Raw genomic sequence first — 24,385 nt, 5'->3', positions numbered from 1 at the left:
CTATTTTAATATAGGTTCTAATTAATTATGAATATTAAATATAAGATTATTCAAAACAGTATTGCCTTAGTTACTATTAATGAACCAAAAACTTATAACTCTTTATCGTTTAAAAATTTAAGTGATTTAATCAAAGTATTTAAGAAGCTTGATAAAGATAAAAAAATTAAGGTTATAATTTTAGAAGGAGCTGGCAAAGGTTTTAGTGCTGGACACAATTTGAAAGAGGTCAAAAGTTTAAAAGTTAAAAATAAATATCAAAAGTTATTTAATCTTTGTTCAAAATTGATGTTGCAAATTGTTGAAGGAAAAAAACCTGTTATTGCTAAAGTCCATGGTGCTGCTTATGCTGCAGGATGTCAACTGGTTGCAAGTTGTGACTTAGCTTACAGCACAAAAGATGCGTTGTTTGCAACACCAGGAGTAAACATAGGATTATTTTGTAGTACTCCTATGGTTGCGGTTAGCAGAAAAATTCAAAGAAAACCTATGATGAAAATGTTATTAACTGGGGAACCGATTAAAGCAGATTATGCAAAAGAATTAGGTTTAATTAACGATTGCTTTCCTAAATCAAAATTAAACAATGAAGTTTTAAAAGTTGCTAAAAAAATTGCCTCAAAATCTAATCTTACAATTAAAATTGGTAAGCAAGCTTTTTATAAACAATTAGAAATGCCATTAAGTAAAGCTTATGCTTATACGAGTAAAATGATGACTTTAAATATGATGGCAATGGATGCGCAAGAAGGAATTTCTGCATTTCTTCAAAAAAGAAAACCTGTTTGGAAAAATAGATAATGACAGATGAAAAAATAAAAGAAATTTTGTCAAATTCTAAAACAATTGCAATGATTGGAGTTAGCAAAGATACAAGTAAAACTTCGACTATAGTTATGAAATATATGCAAGAATATGGATTTAAAGTTATTCCTGTAAACCCAAGATCTAAAGGTGAGAAAGTATTAGGTGAAGAGTTTGTTGGAAGTTTAAATGAGATAAAAGAAAAAGTTGATATAGTTAATGTTTTCAGACCTTCTAAAGAAGCAGAAGGTTTTGCTAATGAAACTGTACAAATAAAAGCAAAAACTTTATGGCTCCAACTTGGAATTAAATGTGAGAAAGCTAAAAGCATTACTTCAAGAAATAACATTGAGTATATTGAAAACCGATGTACAAAGATGGAATATCAAAAACACTTTCTAAAAATCAGACAAGCGTTTCCAGTACTAAGTAATTAATGACAATAGTAAATTTCACACCTTATTCTGCGTTGATTGGAGGAGCAATTATAGGTTTAGCTGTAGTAATTTTCTTCTTATTTAATGGGAGATTAGTTGGAATTAGTGGAATTGCAGCTAATGCATTAAACCAAAAAGAAAGAAGAATAGATAACATTTTATTTTTAGTAGGTTTAATTGTAGGTCCAATTCTATATGCTTTAATTTCAAATAAAGAGATTAATATTTCAATTTCAAATTCTTTATCTTTATTAATTGTAGCAGGATTATTAGTTGGTATTGGGACAAGGATTAGTGGAGGCTGTACAAGTGGGCATGGAATAAGTGGAATTGGAAGATTTTCTCTAAGATCAATTATAGCAACAATAACTTTTATGGTTGTTGGAATTTTAACAGTTTTAATTAAAAATTTTGTATGACTAGAGTTATTTCATTAATTTCAGGAATTATTTTTGGAATAGGTTTGGTTATAAGTGAAATGATCAATCCTGAAAAAGTTTTAGGATTTTTAAATTTATTTGGTAATTGGGATCCTTCATTAGCTTTTGTAATGATAGGAGCTTTAGCGGTATCTTCACCTTTATTCCATCTTATAAAAAATAAAGAAAAACCTATATGTGAAGTTTCATTCAATATTCCAAATAATAAAGAGATAAATAAAAAATTGGTTTTAGGCTCAGCAATTTTTGGAGTAGGTTGGGGGCTTGGTGGTCTGTGTCCAGGTCCAGCAATTTCATCAATTACTCTAATTAATTATAATTCAATTACTTTTGTTATATCGATGTTTATTGGGTTTTATTTAGTTAGGTTATTTGAATCCACAACCCAAGCTCGATGATAGAAATTATCGATATTTTTTTGAATTAAGCTTTTAGCAAAATCTTCAGCTTTATTTTTAGAAAAAGGTCCATGTTGGTTTTTTGTATCTTCTTTTATTGATTTTATATCGTTAGGATCAACATGATCACCTTCAATTACATAGTAATTTTCCATAAAATCTTTATATAAATAGTTCTCAAATTATGAAGAAAATTTTTTTAGTATACGGACACTACAATGACGCATCATTTAATGCTGCAATTAGAGATGAATTTATAAAAACATCTAAAGAGAAAGGTAACTATGTTGATGTTGTTGATTTATATAAAGAGAAATTTAATCCAGTTTTTGCAGGCGAAGAACCTGATAAAGAAGTTTTAGATCATAGAAAGAGAATAGAAGAAGCTGACACTATTGTTTTAATAGCTCCAATATGGAATTTTAGAATGCCAGCAATTGTCGAGGGTTGGATAGATAAAGTTTTAGCGCCACCTTGGGCTTTCAGATTTAAACAATTAGTTGGAAACTATGGTTATCCAATTGGGAACTTAAAAAATAAAAATGCTGTAATTTTTTGTACATACGGATCTCCTAGACTAGCTATTACAACTTTTTTTTTAAACTTACCGATAAGAAGATTAAAAAGAGGTGTTTTCCATATGTGTGGAATTTACAATATTAACTACAGAAGATATTTTGCTGTACCTTTTGTAGGCGAAGAAAAAAGAAAAGAGTTTTTAAAGGATGTTAGAGAAACTGCAAATAGTGTTTAGATCATTAGCTATTCTATTGTTGCTTACTTGTTTGGCAAAGGCAGATTTAATAAAACCAAACAAAGATATTTCCCCAAAACAAGTAGTGGAAATTCAGTTAAAAGGATTAATGAATAACGACAAAGATTTTACTGATAGTGGAATTGAGCAAACCTGGAATTTTGCACATCCAGCCAACAAACAGGTTACCGGTCCACTTCCAAGATTTAAGACTATGCTAAAAGGAAAATCTTATTCAATGATGATAGATCATTTGGAGCATACAGTTACCCAATTAGCATTTGGCGACAATTGGGCCCAGTTTGAAGTCATAATTTTAGGGAGAGACAAGAACTATCATAAATTCAATTGGCAGGTTGAAAAATTATCCTCTGAAGGACCACTTAATGACTGCTGGCTCACGACCATGGTGTCTCAACCGATATCATTAGGTAACTCAATTTAATTATCCACAGATACATTTTTCTTTCAGATTATCGAAAAATTTAGTAGGAATCTGAAAAATGAAAACTAAAACTAAAGTAGTTGTTGTTGGTGGTGGTGTTGTAGGTGTAAGTGCACTTTATCATTTAGCAAAAAAAGGTTGGTCAGATGTAGTTTTAGTTGAAAGAAAAGAATTAACTTCTGGTTCTACTTGGCACGCAGCAGGTTTACTTCCATTATTTAATATGAGTTATTCGGTAGGACAACTCCATAAGTATGCTGTAAATTTATATAAAAAACTTGAAGAAGAGACAGGAAAGAATGTTGGTTTTAGTGTTGTATCGAATATTAGACTTGCAAGCACCAAAGACAGAATGGATGAATATTATCAGTATGCAGGTGTTGCAAAAACAATTGGTGTAGATGTAAAATTTTTAAAACCAGAACAAGTAAAAGAAATTTGGCCTTTATGTCATACAGATGATTTAGTTGGAGCTATTCAACACCCAGAAGATGGGTATATTCAACCAGCTGATTTAACTCAAGCTCTTGCAACAGGCGCAAGAAATAGAGGAGCAGAGATTTATAGAAACACTACAGTTTTAGCAATGAGGCAAACCAAAGATGGTTGGATTGTTGAAACCGATAAAGGATCGATCGAGTGTGAGCATATAATTTCTTGTTCAGGAAATTTTGCTAGACAAACAGGAGAGATGGTTGGTTTAGAAATTCCAGTTATTCCTGTTGAGCATCAATATATTGTTACAGAGCCTCATCCAGAAATTCAAAAAAGAAAAAAAGAAGGGTTACCTGAGATGGGTGTTTTAAGAGATAGTGATAGCAGATGGTATATGAGAGAAGAAGCGGGTGGGTTAATTTTAGGCCCATATGAAGACGGAGCACCAGCCTGTTACGTTGAAGGTCCATCGAAAGATTCTGAGTATGAATTATTTCAAGAAGATTTAGATAGACTTGCACCCCATATAGAAGGCGCAATTCATAGAGTTCCAGCTTTTGGAGAAGTAGGTGTTAAAAAAGTTTACAATGGTGCAATTTGTTATACGCCTGATGGAAATCCAATTGTCGGCCCTGCATGGGGTTTAAAAAATTTCTGGATTAATGAAGGACACAGTTTTGGTATTACTGCTGCAGGTGGAGCAGGTTGGCAGCTAGCAGAATGGATAGTAGATGGTGAACCAACTATTGATATGCTTGGTGTAGAGCCTAGAAGATATGGAAATTATTGTTCTAAATCATATTTAAAAGCTAAAAACGAAGAAGCTTACAGTCATGTATTTATTGTTCATTATCCAGATGAAGAAAGACCTGCTGCAAGACCTTTAAGAACTTCTCCATGTTATGAGAGAATGAAAAATTTAGGTGCAGTATTTGGTCAAAAGTTTGGATGGGAAAGACCAAACTTTTTTGCAACAGATGGAATGGAACAAAAAGATGATTGGTCATTTAGAAGATCAAAATGGTTTGAGGCAATAAAAAAAGAATGCCAAAATGTAAAAGAAAATGTTGGTCTGCTTGATATGACAGCATTTGCTAAATGTAGAATTAAAGGGCCTAAAGCTGAAGAGTTTTTAGATTATTTAGTTGCAAACAAACTTCCTAAAAAAATTGGAAGAATAAATTTATGTCATGCATTAAATACAAAAGGCGGAGTTCATTCAGAATTTACAATCATGAAAGAAGCAGAGAATAGTTATTATTTAGTTTCAGCTGGAGCTAACTTAAGATTAGACCATGATTGGATACAAAAATGGATGCCAACAGACGGATCAGTAATATTTGAAGATCTTACAAACAGCAATGGTGTCTTAGTTGTAGCTGGACCAAAAGCAAGGAAACTAATGGAAAAAGTTTCTAAAGATGATTTTTCAAATGAAAACTTTAAATGGTTAACAGCTAAAAAAGTTGATGTTGGCTATGCACCTGTAAATGCAATGAGAGTAAACTTTGTTGGTGAATTAGGCTGGGAACTTCATCATCCAATTGAATATCAAAATCATATATTTGATAAATTAATGGAAGCTGGAAAAGAATTTGGAATTAAACCATTTGGAATTAGAGCAATGAATAGTTTGAGAGTTGAAAAATCTTACAAATTAGTAGGCACAGAACTTTCAATTGAGTACTCACCATACGAATCTGGTTTAGATAGATTTATTCATCCAAATAAGGGAAACTTTATAGGACTTGAGGCATTAAATAAGTGGAGAGAAAAGGGTTTTGATAACAAACTAGTAACTTTAGAAGTTCATAACACTGAGGATGCCGATGTTTTAGGAAATAACCCAATTTATCAAAATGATAAAGTTGTTGGTAGAGCAACAGGGGGAGAATACGGATTTAGATTAGACAGGTCCATCGCATTAGCAATGATCAAACCTGAGGTTGCGACAGTTGGCGAAAAATTAAAAGTTGATATTTTGGGAAAAATGTATGACGCTACGGTCTTGGATGAAAGTCCATACGATCCAGAAAATAATTTGTTGAGAGGTTAATGAAAATTCTAGTCGCTGTTAAAAGAGTAATTGATTACAACGTTCAAATCAGAGTAAAAGAAGATGGAACAGGTGTTGTTACTGACAATGTTAAAATGTCTACTAATCCACCTGATGATAATGCAGTTGAAGAAGCGGTAAAAATTAAAGAGGCTGGAAAAGCAACAGAGGTAGTTGCTGTTACTATTGGAGAAGAAAAAGCTCAAGAGACTGTTAGAAAAGCTCTTGCTGTAGGTGCTGATAGAGGCATTCATGTAAAAGTTGATGGAACAATTGAACCTTTAGCAGTTTCAAAATTATTACAAAAAGTTGTAGAAAAAGAAAACCCAGATTTAGTATTTATGGGAAAACAAGCTATTGATGATGACTGCAACCAAACAGGTCAGATGTTAAGTGCATTATTAAATTGGCCTCAAGCAACTTTTGCATCAAAAATAGATGTTAATGATGGAAAATTAGAAGTTGTTAGAGAAATTGATGAAGGCTTGGAGACAATTGAGATTAATGTACCAGCAATTGTTACATGTGATCTTAGATTAAATGAACCTAGATATGCTTCATTACCTAATATCATGAAAGCAAAGAAAAAACCGATTGATCAATTAAATGCAGCAGATCTTGGTGTTGATACTGCTCCAAGAGTAGAAGTCTTAAAAGTTGAAGAACCACCAAAAAGAAAAGCAGGTATTAAAGTTGCAAATGTTGCAGAACTTGTTCAAAAATTAAAAAATGAAGCAAAGGTAATATAATGTCAGTACTTCTTATAGCAGAGCACAATAATAAAGAATTAAAACCATTTACTTTAAATGCTGTAACAGCAGCTTCACAAATTGATGCTGATGTTCATGGATTGGTAATAGGAAACAATTGTGCAGATGCAGCAAAAGCTTTGTCTGAATTACCATTAGTTAAAAAAGTTTTAACTGTTGAGGCTCCTCATTATGAAAATTTTGTTGCAGAGAATTTTGCACCAGTTGTAATTAAATTAGCTGAAAATTATTCGTACATTATTTGTTCCGCAAATACATTTGGAAAAAATTTAATGCCAAGAATTGCTGCAAATTTAGACACATCTCAGATTAGTGATATTACTAAAGTTGTTTCAGCAGATATTTTTTTAAGACCTATCTATGCTGGTAATGCATTTGCTACAGTTAAAAGCAATGATCCAAAGAAATGTGTAACAATAAGACCAACATCTTTTGACCCTTGTGAAACAAGCGGTGGCTCAGCTCCAATAGAAAAAGTTGATCCAAGTGATGAATTTGCATTAACAAAATTTGTTAAAAGAGAAGAAATAAAATCTGATAGACCAGAACTTGGAACAGCAAGAGTAGTAGTTTCTGGTGGAAGAGGAATGCAAAATGGCGATAACTTTAAATTAATTACTGCTGTTGCAGATAAATTGAATGCTGCAATAGGAGCATCAAGAGCCGCTGTTGATGCTGGTTATATCAGCAATGATCATCAAGTTGGACAAACAGGAAAAGTAGTAGTTCCAGATTTATATATTGCAGTAGGTATTTCGGGTGCAATTCAGCATTTAGCTGGAATGAAAGAAAGTAAAATTATCGTTGCTATTAACAAAGATGGTGAAGCACCAATTTTCAGTGTAGCCGACTATGGTTTAGAAGCAGATTTATTTGAAGCACTTCCTCAATTCTTAGAGGAATTGAACAAATTAAACACTATACAAAAATAACAAATCCTGTACAAAATTATCTAATGACAAGAGAGTCGATGGAATATGATGTTGTAATCGTTGGTGGAGGACCATCAGGATTAACAACAGCAATAAAATTAAAACAATTAGACTCAAATCTTAATGTTTGTCTTTTAGAAAAAGCTTCTGAAATAGGTGCTCACATATTGAGTGGTAATGTTTTTGAAACTAGAGCTTTAGATGAACTTTTACCAAATTGGAAAGAATTAAATTCTCCAATTAAAACAAAAGTCACAAAAGAAAAATTTTTATTTCTAGGAAAAGAAAAATCTATTAGTTGGCCTACTTGGTTATTACCATCAGTACAGCAGAACCATAAAAATTATATTATTAGCTTAGCTAATTTGTGTAGATGGTTAGCAGAACAAGCTGAAGCTTTAGGCGTTGAAATATTCCCAGGTTTTCCTGCAAGTGAAATTCTTTATAATGATGATGGATCTGTAAAAGGTGTAGCTACTCAAGATATGGGTATTGATAAAGAAGGGAATAAAAAAGACAGCTATGAACCTGGTATGGAATTACATGGAAAAGTAACTGTATTTGCAGAAGGATGCAGAGGACATTTAGGTAAACAGTTAATAAGTAAATTTGAATTAAACAAAGATAAAGATCCCCAACAATATGGAATTGGTTTTAAAGAAATTTGGGAAGTAAGCGATAATACACATGAAGAAGGTTTAGTTATGCATACAGCAGGATGGCCATTAGATAATAATACCTATGGTGGTAGCTTTATGTATCATGCAGAAAATAAACAAGTTTTCTTGGGTTATGTAATTGGTTTGGATTATAAAAATCCTCATCTTTCACCATTTGATGAATTTCAAAGATTTAAAACTCATCCAGCAATTAAAAAAATAATAGAAGGTGGAAAAAGAATTTCTTATGGAGCAAGAGCGTTAATTGAGGGTGGTTTTCAGAGTTTGCCAAAAATGTTTATGCCAGGAGCATTATTAATTGGATGTGATGCTGGAACATTAAATATGCCAAAAATCAAAGGATCTCATACTGCGATGAAAAGTGGAATGATTGCAGCTGAGACAATAATTGATAATTTAAAAGAAAGTAAAGATTTATCTAGTTATGAAGAAAGATTTAAAAATAGTTGGTTATATGAGGAGTTATTTAGAGCAAGAAATGTAAAGCCAAGTTTCAGTTGGGGACTAATTTTAGGTATAATTTTTACAGGTATAGATCAAATATTATTTAGAGGAAAATTACCTTTTACCCTGAAGCACAAACATGCTGATCATGAAACTTTGAAACCAGCTAATGAAATGCCAAAAATTGATTATCCAAAACCTGATAATGTCATTACATTTGATAAAACAAGCTCAGTATATTTAACAGGTACTAACCATGAAGATAATCAACCAGTACATTTAAGACTTAAAGACCCTGAGTTGCCAATAAAATATACTTTAGAAAAATTTGATGAGCCTGCACAAAGATATTGTCCAGCTGGTGTTTATGAAGTTCAAAAAGAAGGCGATGTAAATAAATTTGTTATAAATTCTCAAAACTGTATTCACTGTAAAACTTGTGACATAAAAGAACCGTCTCAAAATATTACTTGGGTGACACCAGAAGGTGGTGGTGGTCCTAAGTATGGAAATATGTAGATCTTTAAGAAAGATCTATTGCAAATTTTTTTAAAGTTTCGATTGGAATTAGCTTGAGAGTATTTTCGTGTGTACATTTTAATTTAATTGGACAACCTTTACCTGCTTCAACCGCTCTTGCATACCAAGTTGCACAAACACACCATCCATCTCCATCTTTTAATCCTGGGAATCCAAATTCTGGATGAGGAGTAATTAAATCATTGCCAGCTTCTTTACACCATTCAAGGAATTCAGTAGTAACCTTTGCGCAAACAGTATGAATACCATGATCATTTTCATCAGTGTTACAACAACCATCTCTGTACCATCCTGTTAAAGGATCATTAGAGCACTCTTCCAGTTTTTCTCCTAAAACATTTTTTTGATTTTTTTCCATTTAGTCAGTAGATCCGTAAATCTCTGGATCTATATAAGCGTTGAATGAAACAGATCTTCTCTCCTCATCAGTATCGCAAAATGGATATACAGTATGCATTAAGTAATGGGGGAAAAAGTAAAAATCTCCTACTTCTGGCTTAATGCTAAAAATTGAGTCTGATAAAAAAAGTTTTGAACCATGAACTAATTGCAAAAAACCATTTTTATTTGGTTTGTTCTTTTGCTTAGTTTCTCCTAAATTTTTTGGAACTTTAAGATATCCAACTCCTGAAACATGACCTGTGTGTGTATGCAATGGATTAAATTCATCTTTGTATTGTCTGACTATCCATGAACCAACAAGTCTAAAGTTTTTAATTTTTTTTTGTTTTGCAGATGAAAAAATCCAATTAGCTGTTTCGGTCATCAAAAAGTTTCCAAAACCACTTTCCTTTACAAAATCATTTTCAACTTGAATTTCTTGCGAGACATTACCAGCCAGTTTATCTCCAGCATTTAAATTTTGTTCATCAATATTTTCTTTTGATTTAGTATCAGTATAGTCATTTAGTTTATCTATAATATCTTGAGGTAGTTTAACCTTCAAAATTGATGGACCAAATGGTTTAAAGATAGTTTTTTCCATTAAATTTTTGTAGGGTTTGGTTGGCCTTTGTAGACTTTTTCTGGATCAAATTTTTTTTCATCTTCAAGAAATTTCATTTCAATTTTTCTAGCATTATCAATTGGACCTAGAGGTATAGATCTATAAAAACAAGAACGATAACCAACATGACAACTAGCTCCATCACCAATATCTACTGTTAACCAAACAGAGTCTTGGTCATCATCAATTCTTATCTCTATTACTTTTTGAACAAACCCACTTGTTTTTCCTTTGTGCCAAATAGCTTTCCTTGATCTACTAAAATAATGTGCTTCTTTTGTTTCAATAGTTTTTTGAAATGCTTCAACATTCATATAACCATGCATTAAAATATCTTTTGTTTTTGCGCACATAGTTATGACAGGGATCAAACCATCATTATCAAATTTTGGAGAAAGAAGATTCCCTTCTTCTATTTCCTCAACATTTTCTCTTTTTTTGAACATAAGAAGTGATTTTGTAGCATAAATTTGCTTATATTAAATATTTTAAAAATATTAATTTATATGTATAAGACCCTACGATGAAATTAGTAAAAGATACCGATTTAAACGAACAGTCAAAAAAAGTTTCAGATGATGAAGCTTTAGAAGCCTTTAGAACTATCCTTAGCTGGATGGGCGAAGATCCAAGCAGAGAAGGATTAGTTGAAACCCCAAAAAGAGTTTTAAAAGCTTATAAAGAATACTTTGGTGGTTATAGCGTTGATGCAAATAAAGTTTTAGAAAAGACTTTTGGTGATGTCGAGGGCTATGACGACATGGTTGTTGAAAAAAATATATCAGTTACTAGTCATTGTGAACATCATATGGCACCGATAGTTGGTACAGCTCATTTAGCTTACATTCCAAAAGATAGAGTTGTTGGTTTAAGTAAACTTGCAAGAGTTGTTGAGGTATTTTCAAAAAGATTACAAACTCAAGAAAGATTAACGATGCAAATTGCACAATCTTTAATGACAGCTTTAGATGCAAAAGGTGTTGCTGTAACAATTGATGCTGCTCATCAATGTATGACTATGAGAGGAATTAAAAAAGAGAACGCCACTACAGTGACGAACTATTTCCTAGGTCAATTTAAAGAAGATCTTTCAATTCAAAATAGATATTTAAGGTTTATAAGTAAATAAAGTGTCAGATAATTTCAAAGCTATAGTTCTCAATCAGGAAGGTGAGAACTTTTCAAGAGAAGTAAAATCAATAGATAAAAGTTTTTTAAAACATGGCGATGTAACTGTTAAAGTTGAATATTCAGACTTAAATTTTAAAGATGGAATGATTTTAAAAAATGGTGGAAGACTTGTAAAAGAATTCCCTCATATTCCAGGTATAGACTTTTCAGGAACTGTCATTGAAAGTGAAAATTCAAAATTTAAAGAAGGTGATGAAGTTATTTTAACTGGATTTAGAGTTGGTGAAGTTTTTTACGGTGGATATTCTCAGGTTGCAAAAGTAGATGGAAATTTTTTAGTTAAGAAACCATCAAACCTTACTTCTAAACAAGCAATGATTTTAGGGACAGCTGGTTTCACATCTTTAATGAGTGCGTTTGCAATTCAAGCGCGTGAGGGAATATTATTAGGTGAAAAGGTAAATGATGTTTTAGTAACGGGTGCAACTGGTGGCGTAGGAAGTGTTGCTGTCATTGCTCTAAATAAACTTGGTTATAATGTTACTGCTGTAACTGGGAAAGATTCTAAAGCAGATTATTTAAAATCTCTTGGAGCAAAAAATGTAATTAACAGATCTGAATTTGATAAAGATCCCAAATTAATTGATAAAGGGTTGTGGGATGGAGTGGTTGATACTGTTGGTGGAAAAATTTTAGCGAATACAATTGTACAAACAAAACCAAATGGAATAATTGCAGTTTGTGGAAATGCAAATACAAATGAACTGAATACTAATGTAATCCCATTTATGTTAAGAGGAATTAAACTGTGGGGAATGGATTCAGCAAATTGCAGTATTAAAAGAAGAGAATTTATTTGGGGAGAGGCGGCAAATTTAATCGATTTTAGTTTAATAGAACCATCTGTTCAAACTGTAAGTTTAGAGGAGTTAATTGAAACTTATCCTAAAATATTAAAAGGAGAAATATCAGGAAGAGTTTTAGTTGATCTTAATAAGTAATGGATTGGGATAAGCTAAAAATTTTTCATGCAGTTGCAGAAGCTGGAAGTTTTACAAATGCAACAATTAACCTTAATTTAAGTCAATCAGCTATCAGTCGACAAATTCAATCTTTAGAACAAGATCTAAAAGTCCAACTATTTGAAAGACATGCAAGAGGATTAACTCTTACTGAAAATGGTGAGTATGTATTTAAAACAGCTCACGAGGTAATTAGTAAGCTAAAAGAGGTAGAAACTTCATTAGGAGATCAAAAAAATAAACCAACTGGAAAACTTACAATTACAACGGTAAGAAGTTTTGGTACTCACTGGCTAACACCTAGAATTCAGGAATTTATGACTCTAAATCCTGAAATTGAGATTGAATTAATATTTGAAGATAAAGAATTAGATTTAAGTACGAGACAAGCAGATATTGGTATTTTTATGAGAAGACCAAAACAACTAAATTATATTCAAAAAAAACTTATTGATTTAAAATATTATATCTACGGTTCAAATAAATACTTAGAAAAGTATGGAATGCCTAAAACAGTAAATGATCTCAATAAACATAAATTTATTTCATTTGGTAAAGGGGCTCCTTCGCCAGTTTATAATCCTGATTGGGCTTTAAAATTAGGTATGCCTGATGGAAAAAAAAGAAAAACTATAATGAAAGTAAATAGTGTTATGGGTTTATTGTTAGCAGTAGAAGCTGGGGTTGGTTTAGCTGCATTGCCAGAATATTTAGTAACAAATTCATCAAAAGTAATAAAAGTTCTTCCAAAATCCGAGGGACCAATTACTGAAGCACATTTCGTCTATCCTCAATCATTAAAGAACACTGCAAGGGTTCAGGCATTTAGAAATTTCTTATTTAGTAAAATAGGAGATTGGAATTCGTAAATATAAAGGTTGACAAACCATATTGCGATTGATAATCATTCGCAACTAGATTAATTCTCAATTATTTAATCATTAAATATGAAATTTTTAACTGTTGTATTATTTGTAATTAGTTTTTTTAGCAATTTAGCAATTGCTGAAGAAGTTAATGTTTTTAGCTCAAGACATTATGATTCTGATATTCAGTTATATAAAAAATTTACAGCTGAAACGGGAATAAAAGTTAATGTTGTTTCTGGAAAAGATAAAGCACTACAAAAAAGAATTAAAGAAGAAGGTAAAAATTCAAAAGCAGATCTATACATTACAGCAGATGCTGGAAGATTAGGATCGTTTGAAAAAGATGGAATGTTTCAAACAACCACTTCGCCATTTATCAAAAAACAAGTTCCAGAAACATTAAGATCTAGTAATTGGACGGCTATAGCTAAAAGGGCAAGAATAATTTTTTACTCAAAAGATAGAGTTTCTGATGAAGAAATTAAAAATTTACGTTACGAAGATTTAGCAAATGATATTTGGAAAAATAGAATTGTAATTAGAAAATCAGATAACATTTATAATCAATCTTTAATTGCCTCTTTAATCCAAAATAATGGAAAAGATAAAATTCAATTTTGGTTAAAAAATTTTGTATCTAATTTTGCAAGATCACCTAAAGGAAATGATCGTGCTCAAATTTTAGCAGTTGCGGCTGGTGAAGCAGATTTAGCAATCGCTAATACTTATTATTATGCGTTAATGTTGTCAGGTCAAAAGGGCAAAGAACAAAAAGAAGCAGCAAAAAAAGTAACACCTTATTTCCCAAATCAGAATGATAGAGGAACTCATATTAATATAAGTGGAGTGGGGATTTTAAAAAATTCTCCTAATCCTAACAATGCTTTAAAACTAATTGAGTTTTTACTAACTGAAGAAGCACAAAAGCATATTGTAGAAAATACTTTTGAATACTCAATTCTTAATAACGTCAAGTCACACGAATTAATAGAATCTATGGGATATTTTAAACAAGATTTAAAAACACCTGTGGCAGAATTTATTAATTATCAATCAGATGCATTTAAATTAATGCTTATTTCAGGATGGAAATAGATGTCTAGCAGAATAAATATTTGGTATTTAAGTTCATTTATAATTTCTTTATTTGTTGCTATCCCAATCTTAACAGTTTTTGGAAGTTTTTTTGAAACCACTGGTTCTTATAGCTCTATTTTAAAAGATACTTTTTTATTCGAGTATATTTTCAATTCAATATTACTTTTATTTGGAGTTTTAATTATTACTTTTATTATTGGAGTAGGAGCTGCTTACTTAGTTTCATTTTATGAATTTCCAGGAGTTAATTTTTATAAGTGGGCTTTAATTTTATCATTTGCAGTGCCCGCTTATATTTATTCATATTCATTAACAGCATTTTTTGAAAACTATGGTACTGCATTTGCAGTTTTGACAAATCTATTTGGTGAAGGTGATTACAATAAATATATTCCAAAAATGGATGGTATGATAGGTGCAATCATTTCTATTTCGTTTTCAATATTTGGATACGTATATGTCTTAACAAGAGCTTCATTTAATTATCAATCTCAAAATTTAATTGATCTTGGAAAAAATTTAGGATTTTCCAAATCAAAATCTTTTTTTAGAATAATATTACCTTCAGCAAGACCAGCTATAATTGCAGGACTTTCCTTAGTTGCAATGGAAACATTATCTGATTTTGGTTCAGTGTCATTTTTTGGAATATCTACTTTGACAACAGGAATTTATAATGCTTGGATTGCATTTGATGATTTAGTTTTAGCTAATAGAATATCATTTTTCTTGCTCATCTTTATTTTAGCTTTGTTTTTAATTGAAAATTTTTCAAGAAAAAAAGCCCAGTATCATTCATCAGCTAAAGGTGGTTTTAAAACTAAATCAAAGATTAAACTTCAAGGTTATAAATCTAAAATAGCTAGTTTAATCTGTGGAAGTATATTTTTTATAAGTTTTGTTTTTCCAGTATCACAAATGCTTTACTGGACAATAATTTTTCCAAAACATTTAAATGATTTAAATATCTTAGAATTAATATTTAATACCATTACTTTAGTAATTCTGTCGTGTTTAGTGTTAATTCTGTTTGCCTTTCTTTCTAATTATGGAAATCGGATATCAAGAAGTAAATTTTTAGAGGCGTTAACTACTTTTTCTATTTCTGGATACGCAATTCCAGGAGTAATCTTAGCTGTAGCTTTCATAAGTTTCATATCTTTTGTAGATTTTACAATGTCAAATTTGTTAAATCTTAAATCAATTTTTATAGGATCAATCTTTGGATTAGTTTTAGTTTATTTTATCAGATTTTACTCTTTGGCTAACAATGGAATCAAATCTGGATATTTAAAAATAAATTATTCTATTGATGAAAGTGCTTATTTATTAGGTTATTCAAAGTTTAAAACTTTTACAAATATTCATTTACCTTATTTAAAAAATTCAATTTTATTAATAGGGATTTTGTTATCTATTGAGATTATAAAAGAGTTACCAATTACATTAATAATGAGACCATTTAATTTTGAAACATTTGCAACTAAGGCATATACATTTGCATCTCAAGATTTATTAGAGGCCGCCGCCGCTCCTTCATTGATACTTATTGTTATTGCAAGTATTTTTATTTTAACTACATCTAAATACATATTAAGAGATTAATGAAAAAAAGTTTTTTAGAAATTGAAAACGTAACTTTTGCAGCTAGCAATAAAAATAAAGTTAACAATGTTTCATTTAATATTGAAAATGAAGGAGATATTGTTTGTTTACTTGGGCCATCTGGTATTGGTAAAACTACAATTCTTAGAACAATTGCAGGATTAGAAAAAATCAATTCAGGTAAAATAGTTTTAAATGACAAATTGTTGTCATCAAAAGAAAAACACGTTGAACCTGAAAAAAGAAATATATCTTTAGCTTTCCAAGATAACTCATTGTTTCCACATTATACAGTTTTAGAAAATATTTCTTTTGGTGCTGAAAGAAATAAACGAAAAAAAAAATTAAAAATTGATGATGTAGTAAATTTTTTACATCTTGATCATATTGTAAATAAGTATCCTCACCAAATAAGTTCAGGAGAAGCTCAAAGAGCATCTTTAGCAAGATCATTATTGTCAATGCCAGATCTATTATTATTAGATGAGCCTCTTTCAAATGTAGACCAAAGTTTTAAAGAGGAAATTCAGGTAAAGTTAAAGCAAATTCTGAGTGAGTATAAAATAACAACTATAATTGTTACACACGACTCTTATGAGGCATTTTACTTAGGAAGCAAATGTGGGATTATTTTAAATGGTCAACTAAAACAATATGATGATCCTTACAATGTTTATCATTTTCCAAATTCAGTAGAAGTAGTTAATTTTTTAAATAGAGGAATATTAATTCCTGCTAAAGTTACAGGTGAAAACTCATTAGAAAATAAAGATCTTGGGACTATAGAAGGAAATTTTATCAAGCATTATCCAAAAGGATCAGAAGTAAAATTACTTCTACAACCAGAAGATCTAGAACATGATGATAAAAGTAATTTAAAATTAGAAGTAGTTGATAGAAAATTTAGAGGTACAAACTTTATTTATACCCTCAAAACACCAAGTGAAATGTTAATACCTGTTTTTGTTCATTCACACCACATTCATCAACACGAAGTTGATGAAAAATTTGGTATTAAAAGACCGATTCATATTGATCATATAGTTTGCTTTTAGTAAACGTCTCACAAATGAATGAAAAATTAAAAATTACATTAAAGGGATCTGTTAATATTTTACCTTTACTAATTCCTGTTGTTCCTTTTGGAATAATTCTTGGTGCAATCGGAATGGAATTGGGCTTTAGTGTTTTAGAAACTTTTGCAACTTCATTTATTATCTTTGGAGGAGCGTCTCAAATAGTTTTTTTGCAATTACTGTCTGGTGGGGCCTCTCAAATTATTGCAGTTTCATCTGCATTTGTTGTTAATTCTAGACATTTTTTATACGGCGCAACTTTAAGCGAGTATTTAAATAAACTTCCAATGGGATGGAAGATTATCTTGTCTTACTTGTTAACTGACCAGGCGTTTGCTGTATCAAATACTTATTTTAGAGCAAATGAAAATAATCGTTTAAAACATTATTATCTTCTAGGATCTGGTTTTACACTTTGGTCTATTTGGCAGATTTCAACTTTATTAGGGATTTTTTTAGGTTCAATTGTTCCTGACGAACTTGGTTTAGCCTATACAATACCACTTACATTCATTGCATTACTGGTAAATTATTTCAGAAAAATTGATCATCTTATTGTTATTTTAGTCTCAGGAATTTTGTCTCTCTTATTATTTAATGCACCTTTAAAATCTTACATTATTTTGTCTAGTCTTACTGCATTATTTGTAGGTTTCTTAATTATAAAATTTAAAAAAGGAAATAATTCATGATTTGGGCGGGAATGATTGCTGCAGGAATTTTAAATTTTTTATCAAAATTTTTATCTTTAAATTATTTTGATGCGAGCAAAATGAATCCTATAGTTAGACAAATTTTAGCATATGTACCTTCAGCCATATTTCCTGCAATTATATTTCCAGCAATTTTTTTAAATGAAACTGGGAGTTTTGATTTAGAAAATAACCCTAAGATATATGCATCAATAGTTGCTGTTACTATAGGAATTTTAAGCAAAAATATTATTGCGACAATAATTTCAGGTTTAGCAGCTTACTGGATAATTATATTTGTTTAACATGAAATATCTATTTATATTAATTTTGAGCATATCGTTATCTTCTTGCTCATTTATATATCAACAAGATGAAGTAAAAGATGTTGATCCTAAAAATTTGAATACTTCAATACCCAAATTTAAAGAAATAGACTTTCCTTTTGTTCATGAATTTGAAGAGGGCAATGGTTTCGAATTTTTAGGTGCAGCATTAATTGATGCAAACAATGATGGTATAGAAGAAGTTTTTATAGCTGGTGGGCAAGGACAAGATATTCTTTTTCAATTCAAAGATAATGAGTTTATCGTTGTTAATAATCAAGATTTTTTGAGTTCCGAAGTAAGTTATGGAGTTTTGAGCATTGATTATAATAATGATGGAAAATCAGATATTATAATTTGTAGAAATGATGGTGTTTACCTTTATTTGAATAAAGGAAACTTTAGATTTGAAGAAAAAAGACTCAATTTTGATTTAGGAAAAGATGTTACAGCAATTGCAGTTACAGCTGCTGATTTGAATAATGACAATCACTATGATTTTTATTTTTCAACTTTCATAAATTCATCAAAATTTAAAAAAGCAACATTTAACGACGTAGGTCATGGAAAACCAAATAAACTTTTTGTTTCCAACTTTGATGAAAATAAACTTACATACATAGATATAACCAATGAAAGTGGAACAGCGGTAAATCAAAATACTTTTTTGTCATCATTTGTTGATTATGATAATGATGGCGATTTAGACATTGTAGCAGCTTTGAATACTGGACGTCCTACTGTTTTTAGAAATGATAATAAGAATAAATTTACTGAACTACCTCATTTGTCTGATTACGGCTTCTGGATGGGCCTTGCTATTTGCGATTTTAATTCTGATGGTTTTCAAGATATTTTCATGTCTAACGCAGGAAACACTATTCCAAAAAGATTTGTTAGGGGAGATTTGTTAGATAACCAAAAAGTTGATGTTGAATGGTTGCTGTCTGAGTACAACAAGGAAACAAAAAAATTCATTAATACTTCAAAGGAAAAAGGTTTAAATTCTTTAGAATTTGCCTGGGGAGCAGCTTGTGGTGACATAAACAGAGATTCAACAAATGACTTGATAGTCATGGAAAACTATAGAGGTTGGTTTGTGCATAAATGGAGCAAGGCTCCAGGAAGATTATTATTAAACCATGACAATAAGTTTTCTTCAGTCACATCGATTGCCAATGTTGAAAATTTCAATTTTGGTTTAATTCCACTAATTTCAGATTTTAATAATGATGGTTATTACGATATGGTCTATGTCAATGTATTGTCAGAAACAAGAGCTTTCATTAACAAAGGTCCTGTTACAAAACCAGATTTTGTAAAAATAATTTTCCCTGAAACGGCAAAATTTGTAGGGGCAAAAGTTAGCGCTAAATCAGATAAAGATAGAAATTTTTATTTCCAAATAACAAATGGGCAAGGTTTTATGTCGGATCAAACCAATTCTTGGATTATAGGTTTGGATGAAAATGAAAAAATTGAACACATTGTGATTGATCTTATTAACGGAAATAGAACTGAAATTAAAAAGATACCTAAAAATCAAACAATAAAAATTAATAACTAACTTTTTTAAGCAGGAGAATATAATTCAGCCAGAAAAAATTTCTGACTTATTTATAAAATTCTTGAAAAAAACAAACTAAACTTTATAAAAGGTTCATGAAAAAAATTTTTCTAATAACTTTTTGTTTTTTTGTTTTTAATAGCAGCTCAATATCAAAAGAAACAACTTTTAAAAAAGAATTATTTGATAAAGCTCAAGCTGATGGCAAGGTCGTAATAGTTAGTTCTTGGATAAACTATTGTACATCTTGCGCAAGTCAAATGAAGGTTTTAGATAAAGCTAAAAATGATTTTGATAATATTGAATATTTTAAATTTGAAGTAACAAATAAAGAAATTGCTCAAATGTTTGATGTACAATATCAAACAACACTTTTGATTTTTAAAAATAACGAAGAGATTCATAGATCTATCGGCCAAACTGAGAAAGATAAGATCTATTCAATTATTCAATCTGCTTTATAATCTAAGACTTAAAAGCCAAAAAGATCCTAAGATTAAACACGTTCCTGAAAACTTACCAATCAAAGACAAATCTTTTTTGAAAAAATTTTCTTTAATATAGTTCACTAAATAAGCATATATTAAGTCAGAAATTAAACCTAAAGTACAAAAAATTATTCCTAATATTATTACTTGATTAAAAGTATCTTGATTTAAGTCTAAAAAGACCGGAATGATACTTGCCATCATTACTAACATTTTTGGATTTGACCAAAGTACTAAATATCCATGTAAATAAAAATTTTTATTATCTTTAATTTCTAATTTAATATTTAAGTTTTTTGAGTCTCTTATCATTACAAAACCCATATAAAATAGGAAAAGTATCCCAATCCATTGAATAATATTTAGAAATGTTTGAAAATTTTTACTTAATAAATCAAATCCAAATGCATAAATGACAAACATTGATGCTGCACCACTTACAGTTCCAATAACAGTTTTAACTCCAGCACTTAAATTATACCTCAACGTATTAGCAACAATGACAGATACTGATGGACCAGGAACAATCATGAATAGTATTACTGTAAATATGAATGAAATATATGTAGTCATTTTAGTTATTTACTTTTAAAGACCCAAACCTTTGTCTTTCCAATTTTTTAATCCACCAATTAAATGATAACAATTAGAAAGATTATAAGATTTTGAAATCTGAACTGCCAGAGTTGATCTATGACCATGAGCACAATAAAAAAGTATTTTTTTATTTATCAAATCTTTTTTATTTTCTTCTAAGTATTCATTAATTTTATTCATTGGAATAATTTTGCTATCTTTAATTATTCCATCTTTATCAATTTCACATTTTTCTCTTAAATCAATTAATAAAGATTTTTCATCTTCTTTTATTTGATTGAATTTTTCAGGCTCAATTCCATTGTTTACTTTTTGCTTATTAAAATCTATTCCTAATTTCAAATTACTAGGAACGGCTATATCCATCATTTGTGGATCTGGAAGATTAAGGTTATTCATTATTTCCACATACTCATCTATTGATTTCACCTGTAATCTTGGATTAAAATTCTTCTCTTCTCCAATAGTGCTAACAGTTTCTCCTTTATAATCATGCGCAGGATATACCAATGTGTCTTCAGGAAGTTTTAGTAATTTATTAAATATAGAATTGTATGAATCTTTTGGATTTCCATTTTGAAAATCAGTTCTACCTGTACCTTTAATTAATAAAGTATCCCCAGTAAAAACTCTATCTTTCATAAGATAACTAAAACTCTCGGAAGTATGACCAGGGGTGTAGATAGCTTGAAGATTAAAACCATCACAAGGTATTTTATCTTCATCACTCACTCTCATTGCAACTACATCTGCTGGAGTTTGATCTCCCATAATAGTTACACAGTTTGTTTTGTCTCGAAGTTCAGCTATACCGGAAATATGATCTGCATGAATATGTGTATCGATCACTTTTACTAATTTTAAATCAAGATTTGTTAAAATACTTAAATATTGTTGAACATTTTCTAAAACAGGATCAATAATAATTGCTTCCCTTCCTTTTCCAGAAGCTATCAAATAAGTATATGTGCTTGATTTTAAATCAAACATCTGCCTAAAAATCATAATGTTAATTTATCATATGTGAATTTTCTTAAAAGCAATTATATAAAAGTTATGAACACGTCTAATATTGATTGGAATTGTAAACACACTTGGAAAACAAGCGCTAAGAATACTGCTTGGTGTGTACTAGGATGCGCAGTAGGTGATTTTGGAACAATATTATTTTTTCAACTTTCACAAATTCCTTTTCCAGTTTTAGGGATAATGGTTTTAGCAATAATAAATGGATTAATTACAAGTATAATATTAGAGACAATAATTTTAATGCTGCAAAACTTTAGTCTATCTAATGCACTTAAAACAGCAGCGGGTATGAGTTTAATTTCTATGATTAGTATGGAAGTAGCAATGAATTTGACTGACTACATTTTAACAGGCGGCGCTATGTTAACTTGGTGGGTTGTTCCAATAATGTTGATTGTTGGGTTTTTAACTCCATGGCCATATAATTATTGGAGATTAAAAAAGTATGGAATAGCTTGTCATTAATTAAATCTTCTAATTATATTTTTTAAATAATAAAATAAAGACAAAGCTCTTAAAATCATAAACAAGCAAAGTGAAATCCAAACCCCCGTATTGGAATAATATTTTGTTAATACAATTGAAATCACCAAATAAAAAAATACAGAAAACATCATAGCATTTCTCAATTCTTGAGTTTGAGATGCGCCGATAAAAATACCGTCAAATTGGTAACAGAAAGATGCAATAAAGGGTAAAATGATTAACCAAACTACAAATGATGAACTTAATTTTTTTACTTCATCAATGTCAGACATCAAGTTAATTGCAAAATCGTTAAATAGAAAATAGATAATTGAAATTACAAATCCAGTAATAGAACTTAAAATAAATGAGTTTTTTAAAATTTTTTTAAATAAAGATAAATTATTTTTCCCAAGAGAATAACCCACCATCCCTTCGGTTGAAAAAGCGTAAGCATCTAGAATAAATGCTGATAAAAAAACTAGATTAATCAAAATTGTATTGGAAGCAACATATTCTTCCCCAATATTTGTGCCTAAAAATGTAAACCACAAAAAAGAAAAAGTAAGAAGGATTGTTCTTATGAAGATATTAAAATTGATATTAAAAATATTCTTTAATTTTGAAATATTAAATATTTCATCAAAATTAAGGGCTAGTCTTGTAATTTTTCCTAAGTAAATAAAAGTGTAAATTAAAAAAATTGTAGATGTGATTAAAGCTGAAAACAATGTTCCGTAAGCAACACCTTTGATATTTAGTTCGTATTTTGTAACTAAAATTATACTCAAAAAAATATTTAGAATTGAAAAAAAACCAACAGCGATACTTGAGATTTTAGTTTTTTGTAGTCCAACAAATAAACCTGTTATTATATAAAGTGTTAACTCTCCTGGTGCTGAATAAATTCTTATATTAAAATATTCTTTATAAAGCTCTTGAGTTACATCAGATAATTCAAATACTCTGAGACTTATATAAAGAATATAATTTTGAATAATTATTAAAAAGATAGAAATTATTAAAACAAATAATAAATTTCTTGAAACAATATTAGTGATCTCATCAAAATCTTCTTTACCATTTGCTTGAGACACCATTCCCACAGTACCCATTCTTAAAAAACCAAAACTCCAAAATATCATTGAAAATAAATTAGCTGCAACTGATGTAGCTGATAGATATGATAAATTTCCTAAGTTTCCCATTAATGCAGTATCAATGATTCCAACCATAGGAATTGCTAAATTTGCAAAAAAAATTGGAATAGAGAGTTTTAAAATGTAACTAATTGATGGTTCTTGCATTAAGAAATGTGTTTCAAAATTTCTTTTGCAGGTTTAGTTTTTGAAATCCATTCTTTAGGAATACCTTTAATTCCTTTTAAAGCTGCAAAATAAGCTCCAACAAAGTTTGCTCTAGAACAATTACATCCACCAGCTTTTATAGTTTTATTAATTGCACTTTTAAAATTAGTAGAAGTAATGATAGCATGAATTGATCCATTAAATGTACCAGGATAACTACAAGCTTTACCAAATTTTTTTACAACAATAGTATGTGGTTTATTTTTATCTTTCTTAACTTTTTTAATATTTTCTATCACATCCTTAAAATAGGTATTGTTTTTATATTTTTTTAAAAATGAATTTACTGGATCTTTGTATTTTTGATCAGCAAAGTTGATTATTTCTAATTTTGCTAAAGCAAATTGTTCGCTTAACTTCTTATTCGCAACAGTTTTAATAATTGATTTGCTTTTACTGAGAGATTGATTTTGAAGATAATAAGGTAATGTTGCACAATAACCATCTGACTCGTTCACTTTTTTACCACCAGTTATTCTCTTTTTTGATTTAATATTTTGAATTGTTTCCATTATATTTTGATGGATCCAAGGACCTTTAACTGGTTTTGTCCACTTAATTTTTTTATATTTTTTTCTAAATTTTAAATTTTTCCAATAATTTGAGCCTGGACCAAAGTTTCTAATTATATTTTTTTTAAAATCATCAATTAATGTTTTCTTATCTTTATTGCCTTTAAGAGTTTTGAACATTACTTGCCCAACATCATTATATCCAGATACTTCCCCAGTATTTATTGAATAAAAAGGACACTTGTTGGTTTTTAAGAACGCTATCTCTTTTTTATTTTTTAAATAAGATTTTAATTTTTTTTCATCGTATACCCAATGCAACGGTCTAGCAGCTGCATCAGCAACTGTTGCACCTAAAAAAATATGAAGTTTTTTTAACATTAGTTAGTAATACTTTATT

Annotated in this window: 29 protein-coding genes; 21 read left to right on the top strand and 8 right to left on the bottom strand. The window is 29.8% G+C overall.

The window, feature by feature from the left end; all coding sequences use genetic code 11:
- Nucleotides 1-27: 27 nt before the first annotated feature.
- From ACTT9U_RS06130 to ACTT9U_RS06115, 4 genes are read left to right on the top strand one after another with little or no spacing between them, the layout of a single operon-like run.
- Nucleotides 28-801 (top strand): enoyl-CoA hydratase, encoded by a 774-nt coding sequence (locus ACTT9U_RS06130; protein ID WP_440932282.1) that lies wholly within the window; start codon nt 28-30, stop codon nt 799-801.
- Nucleotides 801-1,241: a CoA-binding protein gene (locus ACTT9U_RS06125; protein ID WP_440932281.1), complete on the top strand. Its 441-nt coding sequence runs from the start codon at nt 801-803 to the stop codon at nt 1,239-1,241. The genes ACTT9U_RS06130 and ACTT9U_RS06125 overlap by 1 nt, the downstream gene beginning before the upstream one ends.
- Nucleotides 1,241-1,660, top strand: a complete 420-nt coding sequence (locus ACTT9U_RS06120) for a YeeE/YedE family protein (protein ID WP_440932280.1) — start codon at nt 1,241-1,243, stop codon at nt 1,658-1,660. The genes ACTT9U_RS06125 and ACTT9U_RS06120 overlap by 1 nt, the downstream gene beginning before the upstream one ends.
- A complete protein-coding gene (locus ACTT9U_RS06115) occupies nt 1,657-2,079 on the top strand; it encodes a DUF6691 family protein (RefSeq protein ID WP_440932279.1) in 423 nt (140 codons plus the stop codon). The genes ACTT9U_RS06120 and ACTT9U_RS06115 overlap by 4 nt, the downstream gene beginning before the upstream one ends.
- Here ACTT9U_RS06115 and ACTT9U_RS06110 read toward each other — a convergent pair.
- The gene (locus ACTT9U_RS06110) at nt 2,037-2,234 is read right to left on the bottom strand and encodes a hypothetical protein (RefSeq protein ID WP_440932278.1); all 198 of its coding nucleotides are present in this window, start codon (nt 2,232-2,234) and stop codon (nt 2,037-2,039) included. The two genes, ACTT9U_RS06115 and ACTT9U_RS06110, sit on opposite strands and share 43 nt — an antisense overlap.
- Nucleotides 2,235-2,263: 29 nt before the next feature.
- On the opposite strand from ACTT9U_RS06110, the gene ACTT9U_RS06105 reads away from it, so the two are divergent.
- From ACTT9U_RS06105 to ACTT9U_RS06080, 6 genes are read left to right on the top strand one after another with little or no spacing between them, the layout of a single operon-like run.
- Nucleotides 2,264-2,833: an NAD(P)H-dependent oxidoreductase gene (locus ACTT9U_RS06105; protein WP_440932277.1), complete on the top strand. Its 570-nt coding sequence runs from the start codon at nt 2,264-2,266 to the stop codon at nt 2,831-2,833.
- Nucleotides 2,805-3,278: a hypothetical protein gene (locus ACTT9U_RS06100; protein WP_440932276.1), complete on the top strand. Its 474-nt coding sequence runs from the start codon at nt 2,805-2,807 to the stop codon at nt 3,276-3,278. The genes ACTT9U_RS06105 and ACTT9U_RS06100 overlap by 29 nt, the downstream gene beginning before the upstream one ends.
- Before the next feature lie 58 nt (nt 3,279-3,336).
- The gene (locus ACTT9U_RS06095; RefSeq protein ID WP_440932275.1) at nt 3,337-5,769 is read left to right on the top strand and encodes a GcvT family protein; all 2,433 of its coding nucleotides are present in this window, start codon (nt 3,337-3,339) and stop codon (nt 5,767-5,769) included.
- Nucleotides 5,769-6,518, top strand: coding sequence for an electron transfer flavoprotein subunit beta/FixA family protein (locus tag ACTT9U_RS06090; protein WP_440932274.1), 750 nt, complete (start codon nt 5,769-5,771; stop codon nt 6,516-6,518). The genes ACTT9U_RS06095 and ACTT9U_RS06090 overlap by 1 nt, the downstream gene beginning before the upstream one ends.
- Nucleotides 6,518-7,471 carry an electron transfer flavoprotein subunit alpha/FixB family protein gene (locus ACTT9U_RS06085; protein ID WP_440932273.1) on the top strand — a complete coding sequence of 318 codons (954 nt, stop codon included), beginning with the start codon at nt 6,518-6,520 and terminating at the stop codon, nt 7,469-7,471. The genes ACTT9U_RS06090 and ACTT9U_RS06085 overlap by 1 nt, the downstream gene beginning before the upstream one ends.
- 23 nt (nt 7,472-7,494) lie before the next feature.
- Complete coding sequence (locus tag ACTT9U_RS06080; RefSeq protein ID WP_440932272.1) at nt 7,495-9,114, top strand: electron transfer flavoprotein-ubiquinone oxidoreductase; 1,620 nt, start codon at nt 7,495-7,497, stop codon at nt 9,112-9,114.
- Nucleotides 9,115-9,118: 4 nt separating this feature from the next.
- On the opposite strand, the gene ACTT9U_RS06075 is transcribed toward ACTT9U_RS06080, so the two are convergent.
- Genes ACTT9U_RS06075 through hisI form a run of 3 tightly spaced genes read right to left on the bottom strand, consistent with a single transcriptional unit; the run spans nt 9,119 to nt 10,587 of the window.
- Nucleotides 9,119-9,493 (bottom strand): DUF2237 family protein, encoded by a 375-nt coding sequence (locus ACTT9U_RS06075; RefSeq protein WP_440932271.1) that lies wholly within the window; start codon nt 9,491-9,493, stop codon nt 9,119-9,121.
- Nucleotides 9,494-10,120 (bottom strand): putative 2OG-Fe(II) oxygenase, encoded by a 627-nt coding sequence (locus ACTT9U_RS06070; protein ID WP_440932270.1) that lies wholly within the window; start codon nt 10,118-10,120, stop codon nt 9,494-9,496.
- Entirely contained in the window at nt 10,120-10,587 is a 468-nt protein-coding gene (hisI, locus tag ACTT9U_RS06065) for a phosphoribosyl-AMP cyclohydrolase (protein ID WP_440932269.1), read from the bottom strand. The genes ACTT9U_RS06070 and hisI overlap by 1 nt, the downstream gene beginning before the upstream one ends.
- A gap of 77 nt (nt 10,588-10,664) precedes the next feature.
- Here hisI and folE point away from each other — a divergent pair, with 77 nt between their 5' ends.
- From folE to ACTT9U_RS06015, 10 genes are all read left to right on the top strand, one after another.
- Nucleotides 10,665-11,270 (top strand): GTP cyclohydrolase I FolE, encoded by a 606-nt coding sequence (gene folE, locus ACTT9U_RS06060; RefSeq protein WP_440932268.1) that lies wholly within the window; start codon nt 10,665-10,667, stop codon nt 11,268-11,270.
- 1 nt (nt 11,271) lies between these two features.
- Entirely contained in the window at nt 11,272-12,273 is a 1,002-nt protein-coding gene (locus ACTT9U_RS06055; protein WP_440932267.1) for an MDR family oxidoreductase, read from the top strand.
- Complete coding sequence (locus tag ACTT9U_RS06050) at nt 12,273-13,163, top strand: LysR family transcriptional regulator (RefSeq protein WP_440932266.1); 891 nt, start codon at nt 12,273-12,275, stop codon at nt 13,161-13,163. Before ACTT9U_RS06055 ends, ACTT9U_RS06050 begins: the two co-directional genes overlap by 1 nt.
- A gap of 78 nt (nt 13,164-13,241) precedes the next feature.
- On the top strand, nt 13,242-14,258 hold the full coding sequence (locus tag ACTT9U_RS06045; RefSeq protein ID WP_440932265.1) for an extracellular solute-binding protein: 1,017 nt from the start codon (nt 13,242-13,244) through the stop codon (nt 14,256-14,258).
- Nucleotides 14,259-15,866, top strand: coding sequence for an ABC transporter permease (locus tag ACTT9U_RS06040; RefSeq protein ID WP_440932264.1), 1,608 nt, complete (start codon nt 14,259-14,261; stop codon nt 15,864-15,866).
- Entirely contained in the window at nt 15,866-16,921 is a 1,056-nt protein-coding gene (locus ACTT9U_RS06035) for an ABC transporter ATP-binding protein (RefSeq protein WP_440932263.1), read from the top strand. Before ACTT9U_RS06040 ends, ACTT9U_RS06035 begins: the two co-directional genes overlap by 1 nt.
- A 14-nt stretch (nt 16,922-16,935) precedes the next feature.
- Nucleotides 16,936-17,634 (top strand): AzlC family ABC transporter permease, encoded by a 699-nt coding sequence (locus tag ACTT9U_RS06030; protein WP_440932262.1) that lies wholly within the window; start codon nt 16,936-16,938, stop codon nt 17,632-17,634.
- Nucleotides 17,631-17,939, top strand: a complete 309-nt coding sequence (locus ACTT9U_RS06025) for an AzlD domain-containing protein (protein WP_440932261.1) — start codon at nt 17,631-17,633, stop codon at nt 17,937-17,939. The genes ACTT9U_RS06030 and ACTT9U_RS06025 overlap by 4 nt, the downstream gene beginning before the upstream one ends.
- Before the next feature lies 1 nt (nt 17,940).
- Nucleotides 17,941-19,527, top strand: a complete 1,587-nt coding sequence (locus ACTT9U_RS06020; protein ID WP_440932260.1) for a CRTAC1 family protein — start codon at nt 17,941-17,943, stop codon at nt 19,525-19,527.
- A gap of 95 nt (nt 19,528-19,622) precedes the next feature.
- Nucleotides 19,623-19,991 (top strand): thioredoxin family protein, encoded by a 369-nt coding sequence (locus ACTT9U_RS06015; protein WP_440932259.1) that lies wholly within the window; start codon nt 19,623-19,625, stop codon nt 19,989-19,991.
- On the opposite strand, the gene ACTT9U_RS06010 is transcribed toward ACTT9U_RS06015, so the two are convergent.
- Nucleotides 19,986-20,588 (bottom strand): LysE family translocator, encoded by a 603-nt coding sequence (locus ACTT9U_RS06010; RefSeq protein WP_440909767.1) that lies wholly within the window; start codon nt 20,586-20,588, stop codon nt 19,986-19,988. The genes ACTT9U_RS06015 and ACTT9U_RS06010 overlap by 6 nt on opposite strands.
- Before the next feature lie 15 nt (nt 20,589-20,603).
- Nucleotides 20,604-21,617, bottom strand: a complete 1,014-nt coding sequence (locus ACTT9U_RS06005) for an MBL fold metallo-hydrolase (RefSeq protein ID WP_440932258.1) — start codon at nt 21,615-21,617, stop codon at nt 20,604-20,606.
- A 51-nt stretch (nt 21,618-21,668) separates the two neighbouring features.
- Between ACTT9U_RS06005 and ACTT9U_RS06000 the strand changes: the two genes are divergently transcribed.
- Nucleotides 21,669-22,106, top strand: a complete 438-nt coding sequence (locus tag ACTT9U_RS06000) for a DUF4396 domain-containing protein (protein ID WP_440932257.1) — start codon at nt 21,669-21,671, stop codon at nt 22,104-22,106.
- On the opposite strand, the gene ACTT9U_RS05995 is transcribed toward ACTT9U_RS06000, so the two are convergent.
- Nucleotides 22,103-23,413 (bottom strand): MATE family efflux transporter, encoded by a 1,311-nt coding sequence (locus ACTT9U_RS05995; RefSeq protein WP_440932256.1) that lies wholly within the window; start codon nt 23,411-23,413, stop codon nt 22,103-22,105. The genes ACTT9U_RS06000 and ACTT9U_RS05995 overlap by 4 nt on opposite strands.
- Nucleotides 23,413-24,366, bottom strand: a complete 954-nt coding sequence (locus tag ACTT9U_RS05990) for an ADP-ribosylglycohydrolase family protein (protein WP_440932255.1) — start codon at nt 24,364-24,366, stop codon at nt 23,413-23,415. Before ACTT9U_RS05990 ends, ACTT9U_RS05995 begins: the two co-directional genes overlap by 1 nt.
- Nucleotides 24,367-24,385: the final 19 nt, after the last annotated feature.

It is taken from the genome of Candidatus Pelagibacter sp. (assembly GCF_052049975.1).
In the GTDB taxonomy this organism is placed as follows: Bacteria; Pseudomonadota; Alphaproteobacteria; order Pelagibacterales; family Pelagibacteraceae; genus Pelagibacter.
The sequence above is the reverse complement of the archived record's forward strand: the minus strand, read 5'-3'. Positions and strand labels throughout refer to the sequence as shown.

Excerpts from the sequence above, each read along its gene's own strand:
- ACTT9U_RS06020 (WP_440932260.1), top strand. The coding sequence starts at position 17,941 with ATGAAATATCTATTTATATTAATTTTGAGCATATCGTTATCTTCTTGC.
- ACTT9U_RS06125 (WP_440932281.1), top strand. The coding sequence starts at position 801 with ATGACAGATGAAAAAATAAAAGAAATTTTGTCAAATTCTAAAACAATT.
- ACTT9U_RS06000 (WP_440932257.1), top strand. The coding sequence starts at position 21,669 with ATGAACACGTCTAATATTGATTGGAATTGTAAACACACTTGGAAAACA.
- ACTT9U_RS05995 (WP_440932256.1), bottom strand. The coding sequence starts at position 23,413 with ATGCAAGAACCATCAATTAGTTACATTTTAAAACTCTCTATTCCAATT.
- ACTT9U_RS06070 (WP_440932270.1), bottom strand. The coding sequence starts at position 10,120 with ATGGAAAAAACTATCTTTAAACCATTTGGTCCATCAATTTTGAAGGTT.
- ACTT9U_RS06035 (WP_440932263.1), top strand. The coding sequence starts at position 15,866 with ATGAAAAAAAGTTTTTTAGAAATTGAAAACGTAACTTTTGCAGCTAGC.
- ACTT9U_RS06100 (WP_440932276.1), top strand. The coding sequence starts at position 2,805 with ATGTTAGAGAAACTGCAAATAGTGTTTAGATCATTAGCTATTCTATTG.
- hisI (WP_440932269.1), bottom strand. The coding sequence starts at position 10,587 with ATGTTCAAAAAAAGAGAAAATGTTGAGGAAATAGAAGAAGGGAATCTT.
- ACTT9U_RS06080 (WP_440932272.1), top strand. The coding sequence starts at position 7,495 with ATGACAAGAGAGTCGATGGAATATGATGTTGTAATCGTTGGTGGAGGA.
- ACTT9U_RS06040 (WP_440932264.1), top strand. The coding sequence starts at position 14,259 with ATGTCTAGCAGAATAAATATTTGGTATTTAAGTTCATTTATAATTTCT.
- ACTT9U_RS05990 (WP_440932255.1), bottom strand. The coding sequence starts at position 24,366 with ATGTTAAAAAAACTTCATATTTTTTTAGGTGCAACAGTTGCTGATGCA.
- ACTT9U_RS06050 (WP_440932266.1), top strand. The coding sequence starts at position 12,273 with ATGGATTGGGATAAGCTAAAAATTTTTCATGCAGTTGCAGAAGCTGGA.
- folE (WP_440932268.1), top strand. The coding sequence starts at position 10,665 with ATGAAATTAGTAAAAGATACCGATTTAAACGAACAGTCAAAAAAAGTT.
- ACTT9U_RS06025 (WP_440932261.1), top strand. The coding sequence starts at position 17,631 with ATGATTTGGGCGGGAATGATTGCTGCAGGAATTTTAAATTTTTTATCA.
- ACTT9U_RS06085 (WP_440932273.1), top strand. The coding sequence starts at position 6,518 with ATGTCAGTACTTCTTATAGCAGAGCACAATAATAAAGAATTAAAACCA.
- ACTT9U_RS06115 (WP_440932279.1), top strand. The coding sequence starts at position 1,657 with ATGACTAGAGTTATTTCATTAATTTCAGGAATTATTTTTGGAATAGGT.
- ACTT9U_RS06130 (WP_440932282.1), top strand. The coding sequence starts at position 28 with ATGAATATTAAATATAAGATTATTCAAAACAGTATTGCCTTAGTTACT.
- ACTT9U_RS06120 (WP_440932280.1), top strand. The coding sequence starts at position 1,241 with ATGACAATAGTAAATTTCACACCTTATTCTGCGTTGATTGGAGGAGCA.
- ACTT9U_RS06090 (WP_440932274.1), top strand. The coding sequence starts at position 5,769 with ATGAAAATTCTAGTCGCTGTTAAAAGAGTAATTGATTACAACGTTCAA.
- ACTT9U_RS06015 (WP_440932259.1), top strand. The coding sequence starts at position 19,623 with ATGAAAAAAATTTTTCTAATAACTTTTTGTTTTTTTGTTTTTAATAGC.
- ACTT9U_RS06010 (WP_440909767.1), bottom strand. The coding sequence starts at position 20,588 with ATGACTACATATATTTCATTCATATTTACAGTAATACTATTCATGATT.
- ACTT9U_RS06075 (WP_440932271.1), bottom strand. The coding sequence starts at position 9,493 with ATGGAAAAAAATCAAAAAAATGTTTTAGGAGAAAAACTGGAAGAGTGC.
- ACTT9U_RS06110 (WP_440932278.1), bottom strand. The coding sequence starts at position 2,234 with ATGGAAAATTACTATGTAATTGAAGGTGATCATGTTGATCCTAACGAT.
- ACTT9U_RS06105 (WP_440932277.1), top strand. The coding sequence starts at position 2,264 with ATGAAGAAAATTTTTTTAGTATACGGACACTACAATGACGCATCATTT.
- ACTT9U_RS06030 (WP_440932262.1), top strand. The coding sequence starts at position 16,936 with ATGAATGAAAAATTAAAAATTACATTAAAGGGATCTGTTAATATTTTA.
- ACTT9U_RS06005 (WP_440932258.1), bottom strand. The coding sequence starts at position 21,617 with ATGATTTTTAGGCAGATGTTTGATTTAAAATCAAGCACATATACTTAT.
- ACTT9U_RS06045 (WP_440932265.1), top strand. The coding sequence starts at position 13,242 with ATGAAATTTTTAACTGTTGTATTATTTGTAATTAGTTTTTTTAGCAAT.
- ACTT9U_RS06095 (WP_440932275.1), top strand. The coding sequence starts at position 3,337 with ATGAAAACTAAAACTAAAGTAGTTGTTGTTGGTGGTGGTGTTGTAGGT.